This is a genomic window from Deltaproteobacteria bacterium (assembly GCA_016210005.1).
GTDB lineage: Bacteria > Desulfobacterota > Binatia > HRBIN30 > JACQVA1 > JACQVA1.
Genome location: JACQVA010000127.1, coordinates 54,160 through 69,433, shown reverse-complemented (window position 1 = coordinate 69,433; position 15,274 = coordinate 54,160). Strand labels below are relative to the sequence as shown.

The window sequence follows — 15,274 nt, the reverse complement described above, 5'->3', positions numbered from 1 at the left end:
CGCTCCACGTGAGTGTCCACTCCAGTTGACAGTCGCAAGCGCGCCCCCTCGACAAGCTCATAAGAGGCTCCGGTCGCTCCACCTGTGCGATCTGAACTACTATGGCCGAAAGTCTTGGCGTCGCGCGCAGATTTCCCTCCGTCAATCCCGCGAAGGCGGGAAGCCATCCGGAGCCCCACCGCCCCTGGATGCCCGCCCCACGCCTTCGCGGGGGCAGGCTCTAAAGATTGCGGGCATGACGGAATACCCCCGGTCGAGCTTTGGGCTGCGGGCCAAGCCCGCGCTGAGAGCGTGCGAGCGGTGAGTGGTGAGTCGCTCGGTACCCGATCATTTGGTAGCTAATCCTCAGCAAGCCCCGGGCAAGTCCTTGGCAAGGGGCGTGCCGGGTGCGGATGGGGCGATTGCCGCGGGAGTGCGCGGGCCGGCTGTGCACTGGAGGAGACACCTCGCAGCGGAGGTGTCCACCGGGGAGGACAGTGGCGGCCTCTGCGCCGTCGCCGCTCAGGCGTCGAGCCCGGCGCCACACGCGCCTCGGCCCCGCGTGCCAGAACGCGCTCGGAGATCGCGTTCCACACAATCACGCTTCCGGTGGCGCGCGTTCCAAGGTAAAGATGCGCCATTCCAACCGAGGAGTGAGCAATGGATTTCGGCGTGGTGATGTTCGCAACCGACTATGCGATGGCGCCGGCGGAGTTGGCACGCGCGGCCGAGGAGCGCGGCTTCGAGTCGCTGTGGTTTCCCGAGCACACGCATATACCCGCCAGCCGGCGCAGCCCGTGGCCGGGTGGTGCCGAGCTGCCCAAGGAATACTGGCACACTTACGATCTGTTCATCTCCCTGGCGATGGCCGCGGCGGTGACCAAGACGATCAAGATCGCCAGTGGCGTCTGTCTGGTGATCGAACGCGACGTCATCACGCTCGCCAAGGAGATCGCTAGCCTCGACACCCTCTCGGGTGGGCGCGTGCTGTTCGGCATCGGCGGCGGCTGGAATGCCGAAGAAATGGCAAACCACGGCACCGACTTCTCGACCCGCTGGCGGCGGCTGCGCGAGTCGGTCGAGGCCATGAAGGCGATCTGGTCGCAGGACGCACCCGAGTACCATGGCGAGCTGGTCGACTTCGATCCGCTGTGGTCGTGGCCGAAGCCGGTGCAGAAGCCGCATCCGCCGATCTACCTGGGCGGCCATGGCGAAAAGGCGCTGCGGCGCGTGGTGCGATACTGTGACGGCTGGATGCCGATTCCCGGCCGTGCCGGTGATCTGAAAAAGGAGATCGCCCAACTGCACGCGCTCGCTAAAGCGGGTGGGCGCAACCCGCGCTCACTGACGGTGTCGCTATATGGTGTGCCGCCCGATGCCGAGCTGATCCGCTCCTATCGCGCCGCCGGCGCCAATCGGGTCATCTTCGCGATGCCCTCCGCCCCAGCCAGCAAGGTGCTGCCGCAGCTCGACCGCTGCGCCGAGGTGATGCGAACGGTTGTAGCCGCAGGACTTTAGCCGGCGCCCTCGGCGGTTCTCGCCGCCGCGGCGCGGGCTCTTGGGATACGCTCTCAGTAACCCATCATGCCGAGGAAATCCTCCAGCCGGTCGAAGCGCAGGTACGGGTTGTGACGCTTCTCGGCCGCGATGGTCGAGGTTGGGCGGTCGGAATAGTCGTGGCCGGGATACAAGACGGTGTCTTCCGGCAAGCGCTTCAGCTTGTTCACCAAGCTATCGTAGAGTTGCGCGGGATCACTTCCTGGCAGGTCCACTCGCCCGCAGGAGCCGACGAATAGGGTGTCGCCGGAAATCAGCCGGCCATCGACCAAAAAGCACTGCGAGCCGGGGGTGTGGCCGGGGGTGTGGATGAACTTGATCTTGACCCCGCCCAACGCCAGGTCGTCACCGCTGTCGACGGAGACGATGTCGGAGGACGAGAGCGAGGCGATGCGGTGGGCGAACGGCACCTCGCTCTTGTGCAGGTAGACTTTGAGCTCCAGATTGCGCTGCAACAGCTCGGCGGCGCCGTGGATATGGTGGCCCATCAGGTCGCCGCCGAGGTGATCGGGATGGAAGTGCGTGGCCAAGGCGGCGGTCAGCCTCATGTCGTCGGCGGCGGCGATGGCGACGATGCGATCGATGTCCCAGGCGGCATCGACCACCGCCGCGGTACGAGTGACCGGATCGCCGATGAGGTAGACGAAGTTCTGCATCGGACCGAGCTGTAGCTGCTTGAAGTAAAGCGAAGACATCTATGCTGGCTCCTTGGCTGGCTCTTTGCCTTTGCGTTCGTGGTTGCGCAGCCCGCGCTGCCACAGGAACTCGGGTTCGCCGCATTGCTGACTCACCCAGCGCGAGAGCACGAAGAGTAGGTCGCTGAGGCGATTGATCCAGGGCAGGACGAAGTCGCCAATGGGCTCTTCGCGGCTGAGGCGCAGGACGTCGCGCTCGGCGCGGCGGCAGACGGTGCGGGCTTGATGCAAGAAGGCGGCGACCTTGCCGCCGCCAGGCAAAATGAACGAGTCGAGTGGCGCTAAGCCTTGCTGTAGCCGATCGATATCAGCTTCGAGCGCGGCCACATCGCTAGCGCCGACTCGGTACATGTCTTCGTGGGCCGCCTGCGGCGGCGTCGCCAGTTCGCCGCCGAGGTCGAAGAGCTGCTCCTGAATTCGCTTCAGCAGGGTCTCGATCTCTGCACGCGCCGGCGTGACTGCCCCCTCTGAGTTGAACGCTCGGACCACGCCGAGGACGGCATTTAGCTCGTCGATGGCGCCGTAGGCTTCGATCCGTGGATGGTCCTTAGCCACCCGTTGGCCTCCGACCAAGGCGGTCTGGCCGCGGTCGCCGCCGCGGGTGTAAACGCGCGTGATGCGAATTGCCACCGCCGTGCTCCCTCAGCCCGCCGAGCGCGGAGCGCAGAGGCCCCGGTTGGGCCTGGCAATAGAAATCGAAGGTGAACCACCGAGGCACAGAGAGCACACCGAGCACAGAGGAAACCTGCGATCGCGGATTTCAGATTGCCGATTGCGGATCTTTCCGCGTTCTGACCTGAAACTCGACCACTGTCTCGGCGGCATCGTCCTACCGGGATCGCTTGGCGTGTCGCTCCCTCTCCCCGCATTGTTGTGCGGGGAGAGGGCTGGGGTGAGGGGTTCATCTTTCGACCTCTTCGCGTCCTTCGTGCTGCCAGAAACGCACGAGCCCCTCACCCCAACCCTCTCCCCGCACAACGATGCGGGGAGAGGGAGGCACTTCCTCCAGCCGGCTCCCTGACCTGCAACACGCACGCTGTCCTGGGCCATGTCCGGTAGTCGCTGCCAAGTTTCATCCTTGAAGGGTCCACGTCGCAGACGTGGGGGCATCGCTCGCCCGGTGTCCTCTGGGCCTCGGCGGTTGGTCCATCCCGTACGCGGGTTTCGACTAATCGTGCAAAGCTCAGTAGTGGTGGCGCTCGTGGTCACGGAGTGAGTGTAACAAGCCGCTTCCGCCGAAGGAAGCGGCGCACTATTGACCCCGTAACTGAGCGCGGGCAGATTCCCCAGTCTGCGGTTGTAAGGAGGAGATTGATGGCTGAGACCAAGCCCGCGCCGTCGGAACTTCCGGCGGATGACCTGCACCAGCGCCAGCGCCAGTGGGAGACGAACACGCTCGGGCCGGCGCTGGCGCGCGACGGTGAGCGCCGGCAGCCGTTCACCACCCAGGCCATGCGCTGGCCGATCAAGAGCCTCTACACCCCGGCGGACTTGGAGGCCATCGGCTTCGATTACCTGCGCGACGCCGGCTTCCCGGGCGAGTACCCCTATACGCGCGGCACGCAGCCTAACGGCTATCGCAGCCGGCTGTGGACGATGACCCAGGTCACCGGCTTCGGCACCGGCGAGGACTGGGCCAAGCGCGGCCGCTACATGCTGGAGCAGGGTCTTGAAGGGCTGATCATCGAGTACGACCTGCCGACGACCAACGGCTACGACTCCGACCATCCGCTGGCGGCGGGCGAGGTCGGCCGCGCCGGTACGGCGATCGACTCGCTCGCCGACATGGAGGCGGCGCTCGATTTGCCGTTCGACCGGCTCAAGCGCCTGACCTCGGTGTGCAACGCTCCACAGCCGGTGAACCTGGCGATGATCATCGCCGCACTGGAGCAGCGCGGCGTCGATCCGCGCGCCTTCACCCTGCAGATGCCCAACGCCATCCTGATCGAGTACACCTGCGTCGGCCGCTACATCTTCCCGCCCGAACACGGCCTGCGCATTGCCACCGACGTGATCGAGTACACCATTCGCAACCACCCGAACTGGATCCCGATCTCGGTCATCAGCGCGCAGCTGTACGCGGCCCACGCCCATCCGGTGCAGGAACTGGCGTTCTCATTCGCCATTGCCCTGGAGTACTTGGACAGCGTACTGGCACGCGGCCTCGACATCGACACCGTGGCGCCTTACTTCAGTTTCGTCACCGGCATCGACATGGACTTCTTCGAGGCGGTCGGCAAGCTGCGCGCTTATCGTCGGATCTGGGCCCAGCTGATGCGCGAGCGCTACGGCGCCAAGCGCCCCGAATCGCTGTGCGTGCGGCTGACGGCCTCGCCCGGCACGATGTCGCTGACGCTGCAGCAGCCGCTGAACAACATCGCCCGCTTGGCCATCCAGATGCTGGCCTGCGTGCTCGGCGGCGGCGGTCAGACCATGACCACACCGCTGCACGATGAAGCCCACGCGCTGCCGAGTGAGGAAGCCATTCGCGTGGGCGTGGCCATTCAGAACATCGTCGCCCACGAAAGCGGCGCCGCCGATACCGTCGACCCGCTCGGCGGTTCCTACTACGTCGAGCACCTGACCAAGACGATCGCGGCGGCGGTCTTGGCGGAGATCGCTAAGATCGATGCCCTGGGCGGTGCCCTGGCGGCGATCAAGAGCGGTTACTTCCAGCGCGAGCTGGCGCGCCAGCAGTACGAACGCACGCTGGCAATCGAAAGCGGCGCCCGCAAGCTGATCGGGGTCAATCACCTGCAGCAGCCCGGCGAGCGGCGCACGATCGAGGTCTTCAAACTCGACCCCGAGGTCGAGCAGCGCCAGATCGAAAAAGTTCGCCGCTTGCGCGCACAGCGCGATGGAACGAGGGTGGCGACGGCGTTGGCAGAGGTGCGGCGGGCGGCGCAAGGGAATGACAATCTGATGCCGTCAGTGCTCGCAGCGGTCCGCGCCTATGCCACGCACGGCGAGATTTGCGGCGTGTTGCGCGAGGTGTTCGGCGAGTACCACCCGGATGCGATGGTAGCAGCAGTGTGAGCGGCGATGACCAAGGACGGTGACAAGCGAGTGCGCGTGCTGCTGGCCAAGCTCGGACTCGACAGCCATACCATCGGCGTCACGGTGATCGCCGCGGCGCTGCGCGACGCCGGCATGGAGGTGATCTTCAGTGGCCTCAAGCAGACGCCGGAGATGGTGGTCAAGACCGCGATCGAGGAAGACGTGGACGTGGTCGGACTGAGCAGCCTGTCGGCAGCTCACATGCGCCACTTCCCCCGGGTGGTCGAGTTGCTGCGGGCGCAAGGCGCAGGCGACAAGCTGGTGCTCGGCGGCGGCGTTATTCCTGAAGAAGACGCCCGCGCGCTCAGGCGCGGCGGCGTGCAAGAGATCTTCACCATGGGCACGCCCACCGGTGACATCGTCGCCTACATCCGCAACTGGTACGCCGAACACCGCCAAGGTTAGGGAGCGGACGACGGTGAAGATCATCGCCCTCATCGTCCGCCGCCATGAGCTCGCTCGCGCCGAGTTCCGGCGGCACTATGAAGAGGTGCACGCCCCGCTCGCCTTGCGGCATTTCGATCAGTTCAGCGGCTATGTACGCAACCACGTCGCCGAAGAGATCGCCGGCGGGCCTGCCGGCTTCGATTGCCTGACGGAGTTCTGGTACCGCGACCGCGCTGCCCTCGCAGGCGTGCTGGCCTACCTCGAGTCGCCGGCGGCTGAGCCTATTCGCCGCGACGAAACGACCTTCATGGACAAGGCGGCGAACGTCTTCTTCCCGGTCGAGGAAAAGATCGTGATCGCCGGCGACGCCGCCGGCGCGGGCAGGAAGATCATAATGCTGGGCGCACGCGCGCCGGGGCAGCCGCTGAAGCTCTTCGTCCGCGACTGGGAGACGGCACTGGCAGCGGGACTCGCCGCGCCGCCGCGGCCGCTACGCTGCGTGCACAACATCGCCGCCGGCACGGGCGCGAGCCCGCCGCCGTGGGACGTTGTCACCATGCTGTGGTACGCCGCCAGCTTTCCCCAGCTAGCTCAGCGTGACCGGCCCCGGCCCGGCCGCTGCTTGATCGTGCGCGCCGACCAGCGCATCACACGGCTGAGCCCGACAGCACCGACATAGCTAAGCACGGGTGCGCGACAAATTTGTGGGTAACGTGGTTCGGTGTTATGGCCGTCATTCCCGCGAAAGGCCGTCATTCCCGCGAAAGCGGGAATCCAGTTTGGCGTTTGGCGGGTCGTAGCGAGCCGGTGCCGTGGATTCCCGCTTTCGCGGGAATGACAAATTGCGTCCCTTTCGGCCGTGGGCCTCGGCCTGACAGTACACAGTACTGTCAGACTGGTGAGGATTTGCCCGGTCGGCTGCACGTTACCCACAGATTTGTCGCACACCCGCTAAGCAGCTTGAGCCTGACGCCGCTTGGTGTTGGGCGGCAGGGTGGCTATAGTGCGCCGCCTGATGCTAAGGGGCCGCGCGTGCGCTTGCGTTGAGGTTGAATCCAGATGAGAGCTATCACTGACATTACCCCGAGCACCACACTGTGTGCGGTGATCGGCAACCCGATCGCCCATTCGATGTCGCCGGCGATCCACAATCGTGCCTTTGCCGAGTTGAACCTCGATTACGTCTACGTCGCTTTTCGGGTCGAGGACGTCGGCGCGGCGGTGGCGGGCATGCGCGCGTTCGAGAACTTCCGCGGCCTGAGCGTCACCATCCCTCACAAAGTGTCGATCATTCCGCACTTGGACGAGGTGGCTGCGGTTGACCGCCGTATCGGTTCGGTCAACACGGTCGTCAACGACGGCGGCCGGCTCAAAGGTTTTGGAAGCGACGGCCCCGGTGCACTCAAGGCGCTCAGCGACGCCGGTGTCGAGGTGGCGGGAAGATCGGTAACGATCCTGGGCTCGGGTGGCGCGGCGCGGGCGATTGCCTTTACCCTGGCCGAGGCCAAAGCCGGGGCACTCTTCCTGCTCGGCGTCATTGAGCCTGAGCTGCGGGCGCTGACGAACGACCTGGTAACCAAGACCGGAGTCAAGGCCAGCGGTGCGTTGCTCGAGCCGAAGACCTTGGCGGCACGACTGGCGGAAAGCCAGGTGCTCATAAATTGCACCCCGGTGGGTATGCACCCTGACACCGACGCCAGCGCGGTGCCCGAGTCGCTCTTGCACCGCGAGCTGGCGGTGATGGACATCGTCTACAACCCGCTCAAGACCAAGCTGCTCGCTGATGCCGAGCGCCAGGGGCGCAAGACCATCTCCGGGGTGGAGATGTTCGTCAATCAGGCCGTGATTCAGTTCGAGTTGTGGACCGGCAAGACGGCGCCGCGCTCGGTTATGCGCGAGGTGGTGCTCGAACACTTGGCGGCAGAGTCGAGGCGGCGATGAATCTAGTGTTGATCGGCTACCGCGGGACCGGCAAATCGACGGTGGCTAAGCTGCTCGGCGCCAAGCTGGGCATGGCGGTGGTTAGCCTCGATCAAGAAATCGTCCGCCATGCCGGGCGCTCGATCCCACAGATCGTCGCGGAGCACGGCTGGCCGCATTTCCGCGATCTCGAGTCCGAGGTCACCAAGCGCATGAGCGAGCGCGACAACATCATCATTGATGCCGGCGGCGGTGTCATTCTTCGCCCAGAGAACGTCAGCCACTTGCGCCGTGGTGGCAAGCTCTTCTGGCTGCGAGCTGCGGTGCCGGCAATCATCGCCCGCATCGAAGCTGGCGGCGAACGCCCGGCCCTGACGGCAGGCAAGTCGTTTACCGAGGAAGTGGATGAGGTGCTGCGCCAACGCACCCCTTTGTACGAAGCCGCCGCCGACCATCAAATCGACACTGACAGTCGCAGCCCGGAGGAGGTGGCAATAGAAGTCGCCCGCCTCTACCAGCACGCGCGCGGCGATTCATGAAGCGATCAGACAAGGCCGCGCTGCGCCCGCCGATTCACCGGGATCATTGGCCTAACGACTGCCACCCCATCAGCCCCATCATGCCGATCAGCGTGAGGCCGGCGCTGCACAGTGCGGCGCCCAGACTCATCCAGAACAGCAAGCGGCCCATTGGCGCCCCGAGGGTCATGCCGACGATGGTGCCGATCGGCGCCCCGACCAGCAACGGCGACAGCAGCCCCAGGCCAACCACGCCGTAGCGGGTCCACACCCGCGCCACTCGGCCCTGGCCGTTAGTGCCCGCGGCACGACTGAGCCAGCGCTCCAGCCATACCCGCGCGCGCTCACCCGCAAGAGTGACCAGCACGATGCCGGCGATTGCACCCAGGGTGGTGGTGACAACGATGGTGACCGGATGCAGCTGCAGCGCCATGCCCGCAGGAATAGCCGCCCACAGCTCGAAAGCGCCCAGGCCGAAGATCGCCAGCAAACCTAGCACGTCCATGCGCCCCCAACCGGGCGAAAGCCCGCAAGTGGTTCGCGCCTGATGATGTGCAAGAAAACCATGGCTCACATTACCCTGTCTGCGCGGCGTAGTCAGTAGCCGAGTCGAGCGGTCGCGCGGGATAGGCGAGTGCTTGGACGTGGCGCGCAACGCGGCCGCGATGAGGCGCGTGGCACGCTAGGTTGCAGAATTGCCTGGATGCTGCCCGGTGCGGGTTTACGGCTTGGTCTTTTGCGCTTGAGCCGTGTGTTGCGTTTGTGCTACGCAGCGAAACGATTAGTTCAGTAACAGCGGCGAGACTACACCGCCCCGGCCGCACGGACGAAAGCAGGATGGATTCAGCCGAGTTGGATGCCTACTTGACCGACTGTCGCCAGCTGACGCTGCACGAGATCCGCGAGATCATCCCGAAGAGCAGCCGCTGTCATGCGGTGCTCTACGGGCTGGTACTCGACTACCCGCTGCGCGAGGCCAAGGCCTTGCGCCCGGCGCTGTGTATCGCCACCTGCCGCGCGCTCGGCGGATCGCTGGAGGCGGTGCTGCGCTCGGCCGCGATCCTGGAGCTGTATCATAATGCTTTCCTGATCCACGACGACGTCGAGGACGGCTCGGAGAATCGGCGCGGCCGGCCGACGCTGCACTGGTCCCATGGGATGCCGATAGCGGTCAACGTCGGCGACGCGATGCTGGCCCTGGCGCTGGAGCCGCTGCTCGACAACATGCGCCTGCTCGGGCTGGGCAAAGCCCTGCGCATCCTGCAAGTCGTGGCGCGCATGGCCCGCGAATCCACCGAAGGGCAGGCCATCGAACTGGACTGGATCCGCAGTCACCAGTGGCAGCTGGCCGATAGCGACTACCTCCGCATGGTGTTCAAGAAGACCAGTTGGTACACCTTCATCGCGCCCACAGTCATCGGCGGCATCGTCGCCGGGGCGACCCCCGAACATAGCGCCGCCTTACGCCGCTTCGCCGGCTTGCTCGGCGTCGCTTTCCAGATTCAAGACGACGTTCTCAACCTCACCGGCGAGGGTGAAGTCTACGGCAAAGAGATCGCCGGCGACCTGTGGGAGGGCAAGCATACGCTCATCCTAATGCATGCCCTGCGCACCGCCAGCGACACGGAGCGCAAGCGCGCCTGGCGCATCCTCGGCAAGCGCCGGCCGTTGCCGGCGCCCGGCACGGCGCAGCAGCTGGCCGCGGTTTTGGACGACTTGCAGGCGCGCGCTCAGCTCAGGCCTGCGGCTAGGCGGGTGATCGAAGACGCCGTGGCGCGCGCCGGCAACGGCGCCGGCGTCAAGACGCAGAAAGAAATCGACTACCTGCTCAACTTGATTAAACGCCGCGGCAGCGTCGACTACGCCCGCAGCGTGGCGCGACGCTTCGCGCTCAAGGCCAGTAAGGCGCTGGCCAAGGCCGAGTGGCTGACTCCGTCACTGCATCGCGACTTCTTGCGCGGTCTTGTCGACTTCGCGGTCAGCCGGGAATGGTAAGGAAGGTGGCGTATGACAGACGAACCACGGGACGACGCCGAACTGCTGAAACGGGCGCGGGCGGCGGCACTCGCGACCGCAGTGCAGCAGCTACGCTTGATTCACGAACTGAAGCAGCGCTCGCCGCTGGCGCAAAGCGGCCAGGCCGCACCCTACGCCTTGCCGCCGTCGGTACAGAGCGAAGCTTCGGACCTGTTGTTCGACGTCACACGGCTATCGCTGCTGAACTACGAGCAATGGCTGAAGCTCAGCGGCAAGCATTTCGACTTCATAGCCGATACTCTCGTTCGTCTCGGCCGTCATGCGCCCTCGCCGGCGCAACTCAGCCTGAAGGCGGCGGCAAAGCCGGGTGAGCGCGCGACGGCACGCTTGGTCATCGAGAACCCGCTGGCGCAGCGCGCGCAAGTCTCCTTTACGGTCCCCGTGCTGCGCCAAGAGGCCGGCGGTCTCGTGCTGCCGGCCATGGTCAGTTGCGAACGTATCGACGACCAAGGCCGGGCGGTAGCGGGCTACAACGAGCTGGAGCCCCGCCAGAGCGCACGCTTTCAGTTCGTGGTCGTGCCCGATCAGCGCGCCGGCGCGGGTTGCTATCGGGGCGAAGCGAACGTCTGCGCCGGGGCCAAGGTGGTCGGCCGCCTGAGCTTGGAAGTCGAGGTGTTACAGTGACGCAGCCTGGGTGTGGGCCGCAGGCTGAGCGCTGGGAAGACGCCCCGCACCTGTTGTTGCCGGTCGAGGATTCCCTCGCCACCGTGCTGCGGGCCGCGGCGCTGCTGATGCTAAAGCACCCGGCGGCGGCACAGGCGGCGTTTCGCGCGTTGGTGGCGGAAGGGCGCCGCTTCGCGCAAACACCGGAAGGCCGGCGCTGGCAGGCGCAGCTGGCCGGCTCGGAACTGATCCGGCGCGGGCGGGCGTTGTGGGAGGGCTCGATGCTCAACGCGCTCGAAGACAGCCCGGAGGCGGTGATGCCGAGCGCGATCATCGATGCCGTAGTGCAGGCCATCAGTCGCCCAGATCTCGATCGCGCGCTGCTCGAATTCGCGCGCGGCGATGCCAATAGCAATGGCTCCGGCACTGCATAAACTCGGCGACGAGTTCGACGACCGCAACATGTTCCTGCAGGTCGCGCTCGGCCTGGTGTCCTTCTGCCGGCAACTCGATTGCTTGGCGGACGACTATGGCCGGCCGTCGGCCGGCGCCGCCGCCGGCGCTGAGCCTGCCCCGGTCGTCGACGCCGCTCTCGGCTTGATCGCTCTGTCACGACAAGTGATGACGCATCTGAGCGCGGCCCGCTCCGCTACTCAGTCGCCCGAGGAGCCGCCCAAGCCGGCGCGCCGCCTAGAACTCCGCGGGGTGCTAGTCTGATGACGGTGCCGGCAGCCGCGCCGGCGCTCGGCGATTTCGGGCAAGCCATCGAGCGCATCGACTTCGTCCGGCGATCGCCCTTCGCCCTCGGCGGAGCGCGCCATCACAAGGAGTGGCAACACTTCGTCGTCCTCAGCGCCGAGCTCGATCTGCTGGTCAACTTCAGTTACTGCGACGATGCGCGGCCGCGGGCGCTGCAGGGGGCGGAATTTCCGCGCCTGGTCTTGCTGCTGCGCGAGCGCGGCTGGGACGGCGACGTCGAGCAGTTCGCCATGGCGGAAGCGACTTCGCGGGGCGGGCGCATCGACCTGACCTTCGGCGGCAACCGGCTGCGGTTTCACGACGGCCGCTTCCTGATTGCGGTTGCTCTGCGAGAACGGCCGATCACCGTCGAGCTGGCACTGGCGCCGGTGACGCAGCCGGCTTATGTGCCCAGTATTCCCATGCTCGACGGGCCGCCGCTGAACTGGGTGGTGGTGCCGCGGCTGCAAGTCCGCGGCGTGGTCACGGTGGCGGGGCGGCGCTACCAGCTCGACGGTGCGCCGGCGTACCACGACCACAACTGGGGTCACTTTCTGTGGGGTCACGACGTGTCGTGGGAGTGGGGCTTTGTCCTGCCGGAGAGCGAGACGGTGCCGTGGTGCCTCACCTTCGTGCGCCTGACCGATCGGGCGCGCACCCGCGCGTTGGCGCAGCAGCTGCTGCTGTGGCGCGGCGCGCACTTGCTGGCGCTGTTTCGCGAGTGCGACCTCGAGGCCGAGGCCGAGCTGGTGCACCTGCGGCCGGCGCAGGTGTTCAAGGTGCCGCGCGTGATGGCGCTGGTGGCGCCCGAGTGCTCGACCGATGTGCCGCGCTCGTACGAGGTGCGGGCGCGCGCCCGCGGCGATTGGCTCACCTGCCGCTGCACCGGCAGTGATATGGCGCAAGTGGTGATTCCGAGCGAGACCAGGTTGGGGGTGACGATCTTCAACGAAGTCTCGGCGCGCGCCAGCGTGCAGGGCTGCATCGACGGCGAACGGGTGGAGTTTTGCGGCCGCTCGATTCTGGAGTTTATCCGTGACTACTGAGAAGCGCTTCTCCGACTTCTTGGCCGAGTCCTTCGCCGTGCTGCGCCGCGAGCTGCCGCACGCCTACGAGGAGATGTGCCGGCGCTTGGCGCCGCGGGCGGTTGCCATCACGGTCGATGACGACACCGTATGCTTGCGGTTCGAGCGCGCCGCGGCTCTCACCGTGATTGCGCACCAGCGGCCCGCGCTGAGCGTGCGGACCACGCGCGCGGCGATTCTGGCGCTGGTTGACGCGCAATCCACGCTGCTCGAGGCCGTGCTCGCGGAGCAGTTACAGTTGCGCGGCCACCCCGACGACGTGCTCGGCTTCTACGACGGTCTGATGGCGTACCTGCACGGGGCGGTGCGCGCACCGTCGTTTCCACAGCTACTGCAGTCATACCGCCTGAACTCCGGCGCGCCACGAGAGGAGGCAATATGAGCAACAGTCTTAGCGATTACCTGAGCAAGCCCAAGGAGGTGGCTGTTTTCGGCGCTGGTATCACCGGCTTGACCGTGGCCCACGAGCTGGTCGAGCGCGGGTACAAGGTCGAGGTCTACGAGATGCGCAAGCCCTCGATCTTCGAGCGCATCGACGGCGTCGCCTGCGGCGTCGGCGGCATGGCTCACACCCAGTGGGAGCGGGTGGACCGACCGCTGGCGGCCGGCCCCATGTTCTCGACGCAGCAACTGCGGCTGTTGCCGGACGCTAGGATCAAGTTCCGCAAGAACTCCACGCGCTTTGCCGAGCCCGCGGCCGCCAGCGACGCCTTGCAGGCCGTGGTCAAGGAGCTACTCGAAGCCGAGGCCGTAAAGCTGGTCGAGGTGCGCGGCCACTGCGACCAACGCGGGGCCGTCCCGTACGAGAACTACCGCAAGCCGGAGCGCATCGATTGGCAACGCGCGCTGGCGGTCAAGGAACAGCTGCGCAAGTTGCTCAGCCCGGAGCTGAAGAAGAGTGGCCGCGTGCTCGAGCTCAAGCCGGTAGCCATGGGGCTCGGGTTTGCCGACGACTGGAGCCGGCCGGACGCGGAGCGCGACTTCGTCTCCTTCCACATCGTCGAAGACTGGGTTCCCGGCGAGCACGGTTTCCGCTTCTTCCCGTCGTTCTACCGCAACCTCTTCGACAGCATGCGGCGCACTCCCGTGGCCAAGGAAGACCGGCCGATGTTCGAGGAGAGCCCCCGCACGGTGCTCGACAACGTCGTGCCGACGCCGTTCCAGGGGCTCGGCACCAGCACGGCCAAGGCGCCCTCGGCATTTCGCCGCCGCACGACGCCGTCGGTGCAGGCGTTCTTCGACGAGCTCTGCGACCTGCTCAAGGCCATGGGGCTCACGCTCAGTGACGTGGCGCGCTTTCAGCTCAAGATGTTCAAGTACATGACCAGCTGTAAGGCGCGCCGCGCCGACTACGAGCAGATGTCGTGGTGGAACTTCCTCGAGGCCGAGCAGTTCAGCCCGGGGGCGCAGAAATATATCGAGACCACCACTCAGACCGCCTTGGCCATGACCGCGCGGCAGTGCGATGCCCGCACCTACGGCACCATCGCCGCGCAGATGCTGCACGACCAGTTCGACCCCGCGGCCCGCGTCGACGGTACGCTCAACGGCCCTGCCAGCCAAGTGTGGTTTGATCACTGGCGGCGTTATCTGGAGGCCCAAGGAGTCGAATTCCGGCGCGGTGTCCTCGACGGCTTCGAGTTCTTCGACGGCCAGGTGTGGCCGATGGTGATCGTCGAGCGCGAGCAAGAAGACGGCGCGCAGCGGCCCCGCGGCAAAGCGCAAGAGGAGGAGCACGCGGCCGCGCTGATCCGTGACTACTACGTCCTCGCCCTGCCGGCGCACGTGCTCCAGGGCTTGGCGCGCGATTACCCCGAGCTGTACGGGGAAGACTTCGAGCGCCTGCGCAGCTTCCCCCTGGGCGTGCGCACGGCCGCCGACAGCGGCGGCGGCTACGCCCATATGAGCGGCATCCAGTACTACTTCAACAGTGACATCCGCATTTTGGAAGGCCACTCGGTCTACCCCGATTCGCCCTGGCGCCTGTCGGCCATCGCGCAGCCGCAGTTCTGGATGGAGAAGCGCGGCTGGTGGAGCGGCTACCGCGGCGTGCTCTCGGTCGACATCTCCGACTGGTCGAATCCCGGTGGTAACGGCCGTTGCGCCTGGGAATGCACCCGCGATGAGATCGCCCGCGAAGCCTGGGCCCAGATCCGCTCGATCGCGGAAAAACAGCTCGCCGCCCAGGGCTTGCAGCCCCGGCACTTGCCCGACCCGGTCTTCTACCATCTCGATGACGGTATCGTCTTCGGCCGGCCCGGTAGCGCGCGACCCAATCTGCCGAACAAGAACCGCATGCCCTACCTGACCAACCGCCCGGGCCAATACCGCCGCCGCCCGGGCCAGCCGGGCAATTACCGGGTGCATTTCAACAAGCTGGTGCTCGCCGGAGTGCTGATGCAAACCCACACCCGGCTGACCAGCATGGAAGCCGCCAACGAGTCCGCGCGCTACGCCGTCAACGCCATCCTCGATGCCGACCTCTTCGAGGGTGAACGCTGCTCGGTCGCCAATCCGGAGGACTATGAGCCGGCGGACCTGCGTCTCCTCGTCGAGCTGGACGAGCAACTGCGCGCGCTCGACTTGCCCCACTTCGCCGACATTCTCGATCTGCGCGAGGTGCCGCGCGCGCTGTTGCGCCCGGACCCTGATCTACAAGCGCTCGGGCTCGAACAACGACTGGCTAAGCAATAGCGCA

Annotated in this window: 16 protein-coding genes; 13 read left to right on the top strand and 3 right to left on the bottom strand. The window is 66.2% G+C overall.

Annotated features, from left to right (window positions below; all coding sequences use genetic code 11):
- Positions 1–639 precede the first annotated feature (639 nt).
- Complete coding sequence (locus HY699_12170; protein ID MBI4516558.1) at positions 640–1,497, top strand: LLM class F420-dependent oxidoreductase; 858 nt, start codon at positions 640–642, stop codon at positions 1,495–1,497.
- Between the two features lie 53 nt (positions 1,498–1,550).
- Here the strand turns inward: HY699_12170 and HY699_12165 are convergent, their stop codons facing one another.
- Positions 1,551–2,231: an MBL fold metallo-hydrolase gene (locus HY699_12165; GenBank protein ID MBI4516557.1), complete on the bottom strand. Its 681-nt coding sequence runs from the start codon at positions 2,229–2,231 to the stop codon at positions 1,551–1,553.
- Positions 2,232–2,855: a cob(I)yrinic acid a,c-diamide adenosyltransferase gene (locus HY699_12160; protein ID MBI4516556.1), complete on the bottom strand. Its 624-nt coding sequence runs from the start codon at positions 2,853–2,855 to the stop codon at positions 2,232–2,234. It lies immediately after the preceding gene.
- Between the two features lie 690 nt (positions 2,856–3,545).
- Here HY699_12160 and HY699_12155 point away from each other — a divergent pair.
- The 5 genes from HY699_12155 (at position 3,546) to HY699_12135 (ending at position 8,134) form a co-directional block, all read left to right on the top strand.
- On the top strand, positions 3,546–5,267 hold the full coding sequence (locus HY699_12155; GenBank protein MBI4516555.1) for a methylmalonyl-CoA mutase: 1,722 nt from the start codon (positions 3,546–3,548) through the stop codon (positions 5,265–5,267).
- 6 nt (positions 5,268–5,273) lie between these two features.
- Positions 5,274–5,693 carry a cobalamin B12-binding domain-containing protein gene (locus HY699_12150; protein ID MBI4516554.1) on the top strand — a complete coding sequence of 140 codons (420 nt, stop codon included), beginning with the start codon at positions 5,274–5,276 and terminating at the stop codon, positions 5,691–5,693.
- A gap of 13 nt (positions 5,694–5,706) precedes the next feature.
- Positions 5,707–6,354 carry an EthD domain-containing protein gene (locus HY699_12145; protein MBI4516553.1) on the top strand — a complete coding sequence of 216 codons (648 nt, stop codon included), beginning with the start codon at positions 5,707–5,709 and terminating at the stop codon, positions 6,352–6,354.
- Between the two features lie 380 nt (positions 6,355–6,734).
- Positions 6,735–7,616 carry a shikimate dehydrogenase gene (locus tag HY699_12140; GenBank protein ID MBI4516552.1) on the top strand — a complete coding sequence of 294 codons (882 nt, stop codon included), beginning with the start codon at positions 6,735–6,737 and terminating at the stop codon, positions 7,614–7,616.
- Positions 7,613–8,134, top strand: coding sequence for a shikimate kinase (locus HY699_12135; GenBank protein MBI4516551.1), 522 nt, complete (start codon positions 7,613–7,615; stop codon positions 8,132–8,134). Before HY699_12140 ends, HY699_12135 begins: the two co-directional genes overlap by 4 nt.
- Before the next feature lie 43 nt (positions 8,135–8,177).
- Here the strand turns inward: HY699_12135 and HY699_12130 are convergent, their stop codons facing one another.
- A complete protein-coding gene (locus HY699_12130; protein ID MBI4516550.1) occupies positions 8,178–8,618 on the bottom strand; it encodes a small multi-drug export protein in 441 nt (146 codons plus the stop codon).
- A gap of 332 nt (positions 8,619–8,950) precedes the next feature.
- Here HY699_12130 and HY699_12125 point away from each other — a divergent pair, with 332 nt between their 5' ends.
- From HY699_12125 to HY699_12095, 7 genes are read left to right on the top strand one after another with little or no spacing between them, the layout of a single operon-like run.
- Positions 8,951–10,108 (top strand): polyprenyl synthetase family protein, encoded by a 1,158-nt coding sequence (locus tag HY699_12125; protein ID MBI4516549.1) that lies wholly within the window; start codon positions 8,951–8,953, stop codon positions 10,106–10,108.
- A 12-nt stretch (positions 10,109–10,120) separates the two neighbouring features.
- The gene (locus HY699_12120) at positions 10,121–10,774 is read left to right on the top strand and encodes a hypothetical protein (GenBank protein MBI4516548.1); all 654 of its coding nucleotides are present in this window, start codon (positions 10,121–10,123) and stop codon (positions 10,772–10,774) included.
- Positions 10,771–11,187: a hypothetical protein gene (locus HY699_12115; protein ID MBI4516547.1), complete on the top strand. Its 417-nt coding sequence runs from the start codon at positions 10,771–10,773 to the stop codon at positions 11,185–11,187. The genes HY699_12120 and HY699_12115 overlap by 4 nt, the downstream gene beginning before the upstream one ends.
- A complete protein-coding gene (locus HY699_12110; GenBank protein MBI4516546.1) occupies positions 11,168–11,470 on the top strand; it encodes a hypothetical protein in 303 nt (100 codons plus the stop codon). The genes HY699_12115 and HY699_12110 overlap by 20 nt, the downstream gene beginning before the upstream one ends.
- Entirely contained in the window at positions 11,470–12,537 is a 1,068-nt protein-coding gene (locus HY699_12105) for a hypothetical protein (GenBank protein ID MBI4516545.1), read from the top strand. Before HY699_12110 ends, HY699_12105 begins: the two co-directional genes overlap by 1 nt.
- Positions 12,527–12,958: a hypothetical protein gene (locus tag HY699_12100; GenBank protein ID MBI4516544.1), complete on the top strand. Its 432-nt coding sequence runs from the start codon at positions 12,527–12,529 to the stop codon at positions 12,956–12,958. The genes HY699_12105 and HY699_12100 overlap by 11 nt, the downstream gene beginning before the upstream one ends.
- Entirely contained in the window at positions 12,955–15,270 is a 2,316-nt protein-coding gene (locus tag HY699_12095) for an NAD(P)-binding protein (protein ID MBI4516543.1), read from the top strand. Before HY699_12100 ends, HY699_12095 begins: the two co-directional genes overlap by 4 nt.
- Positions 15,271–15,274: the final 4 nt, after the last annotated feature.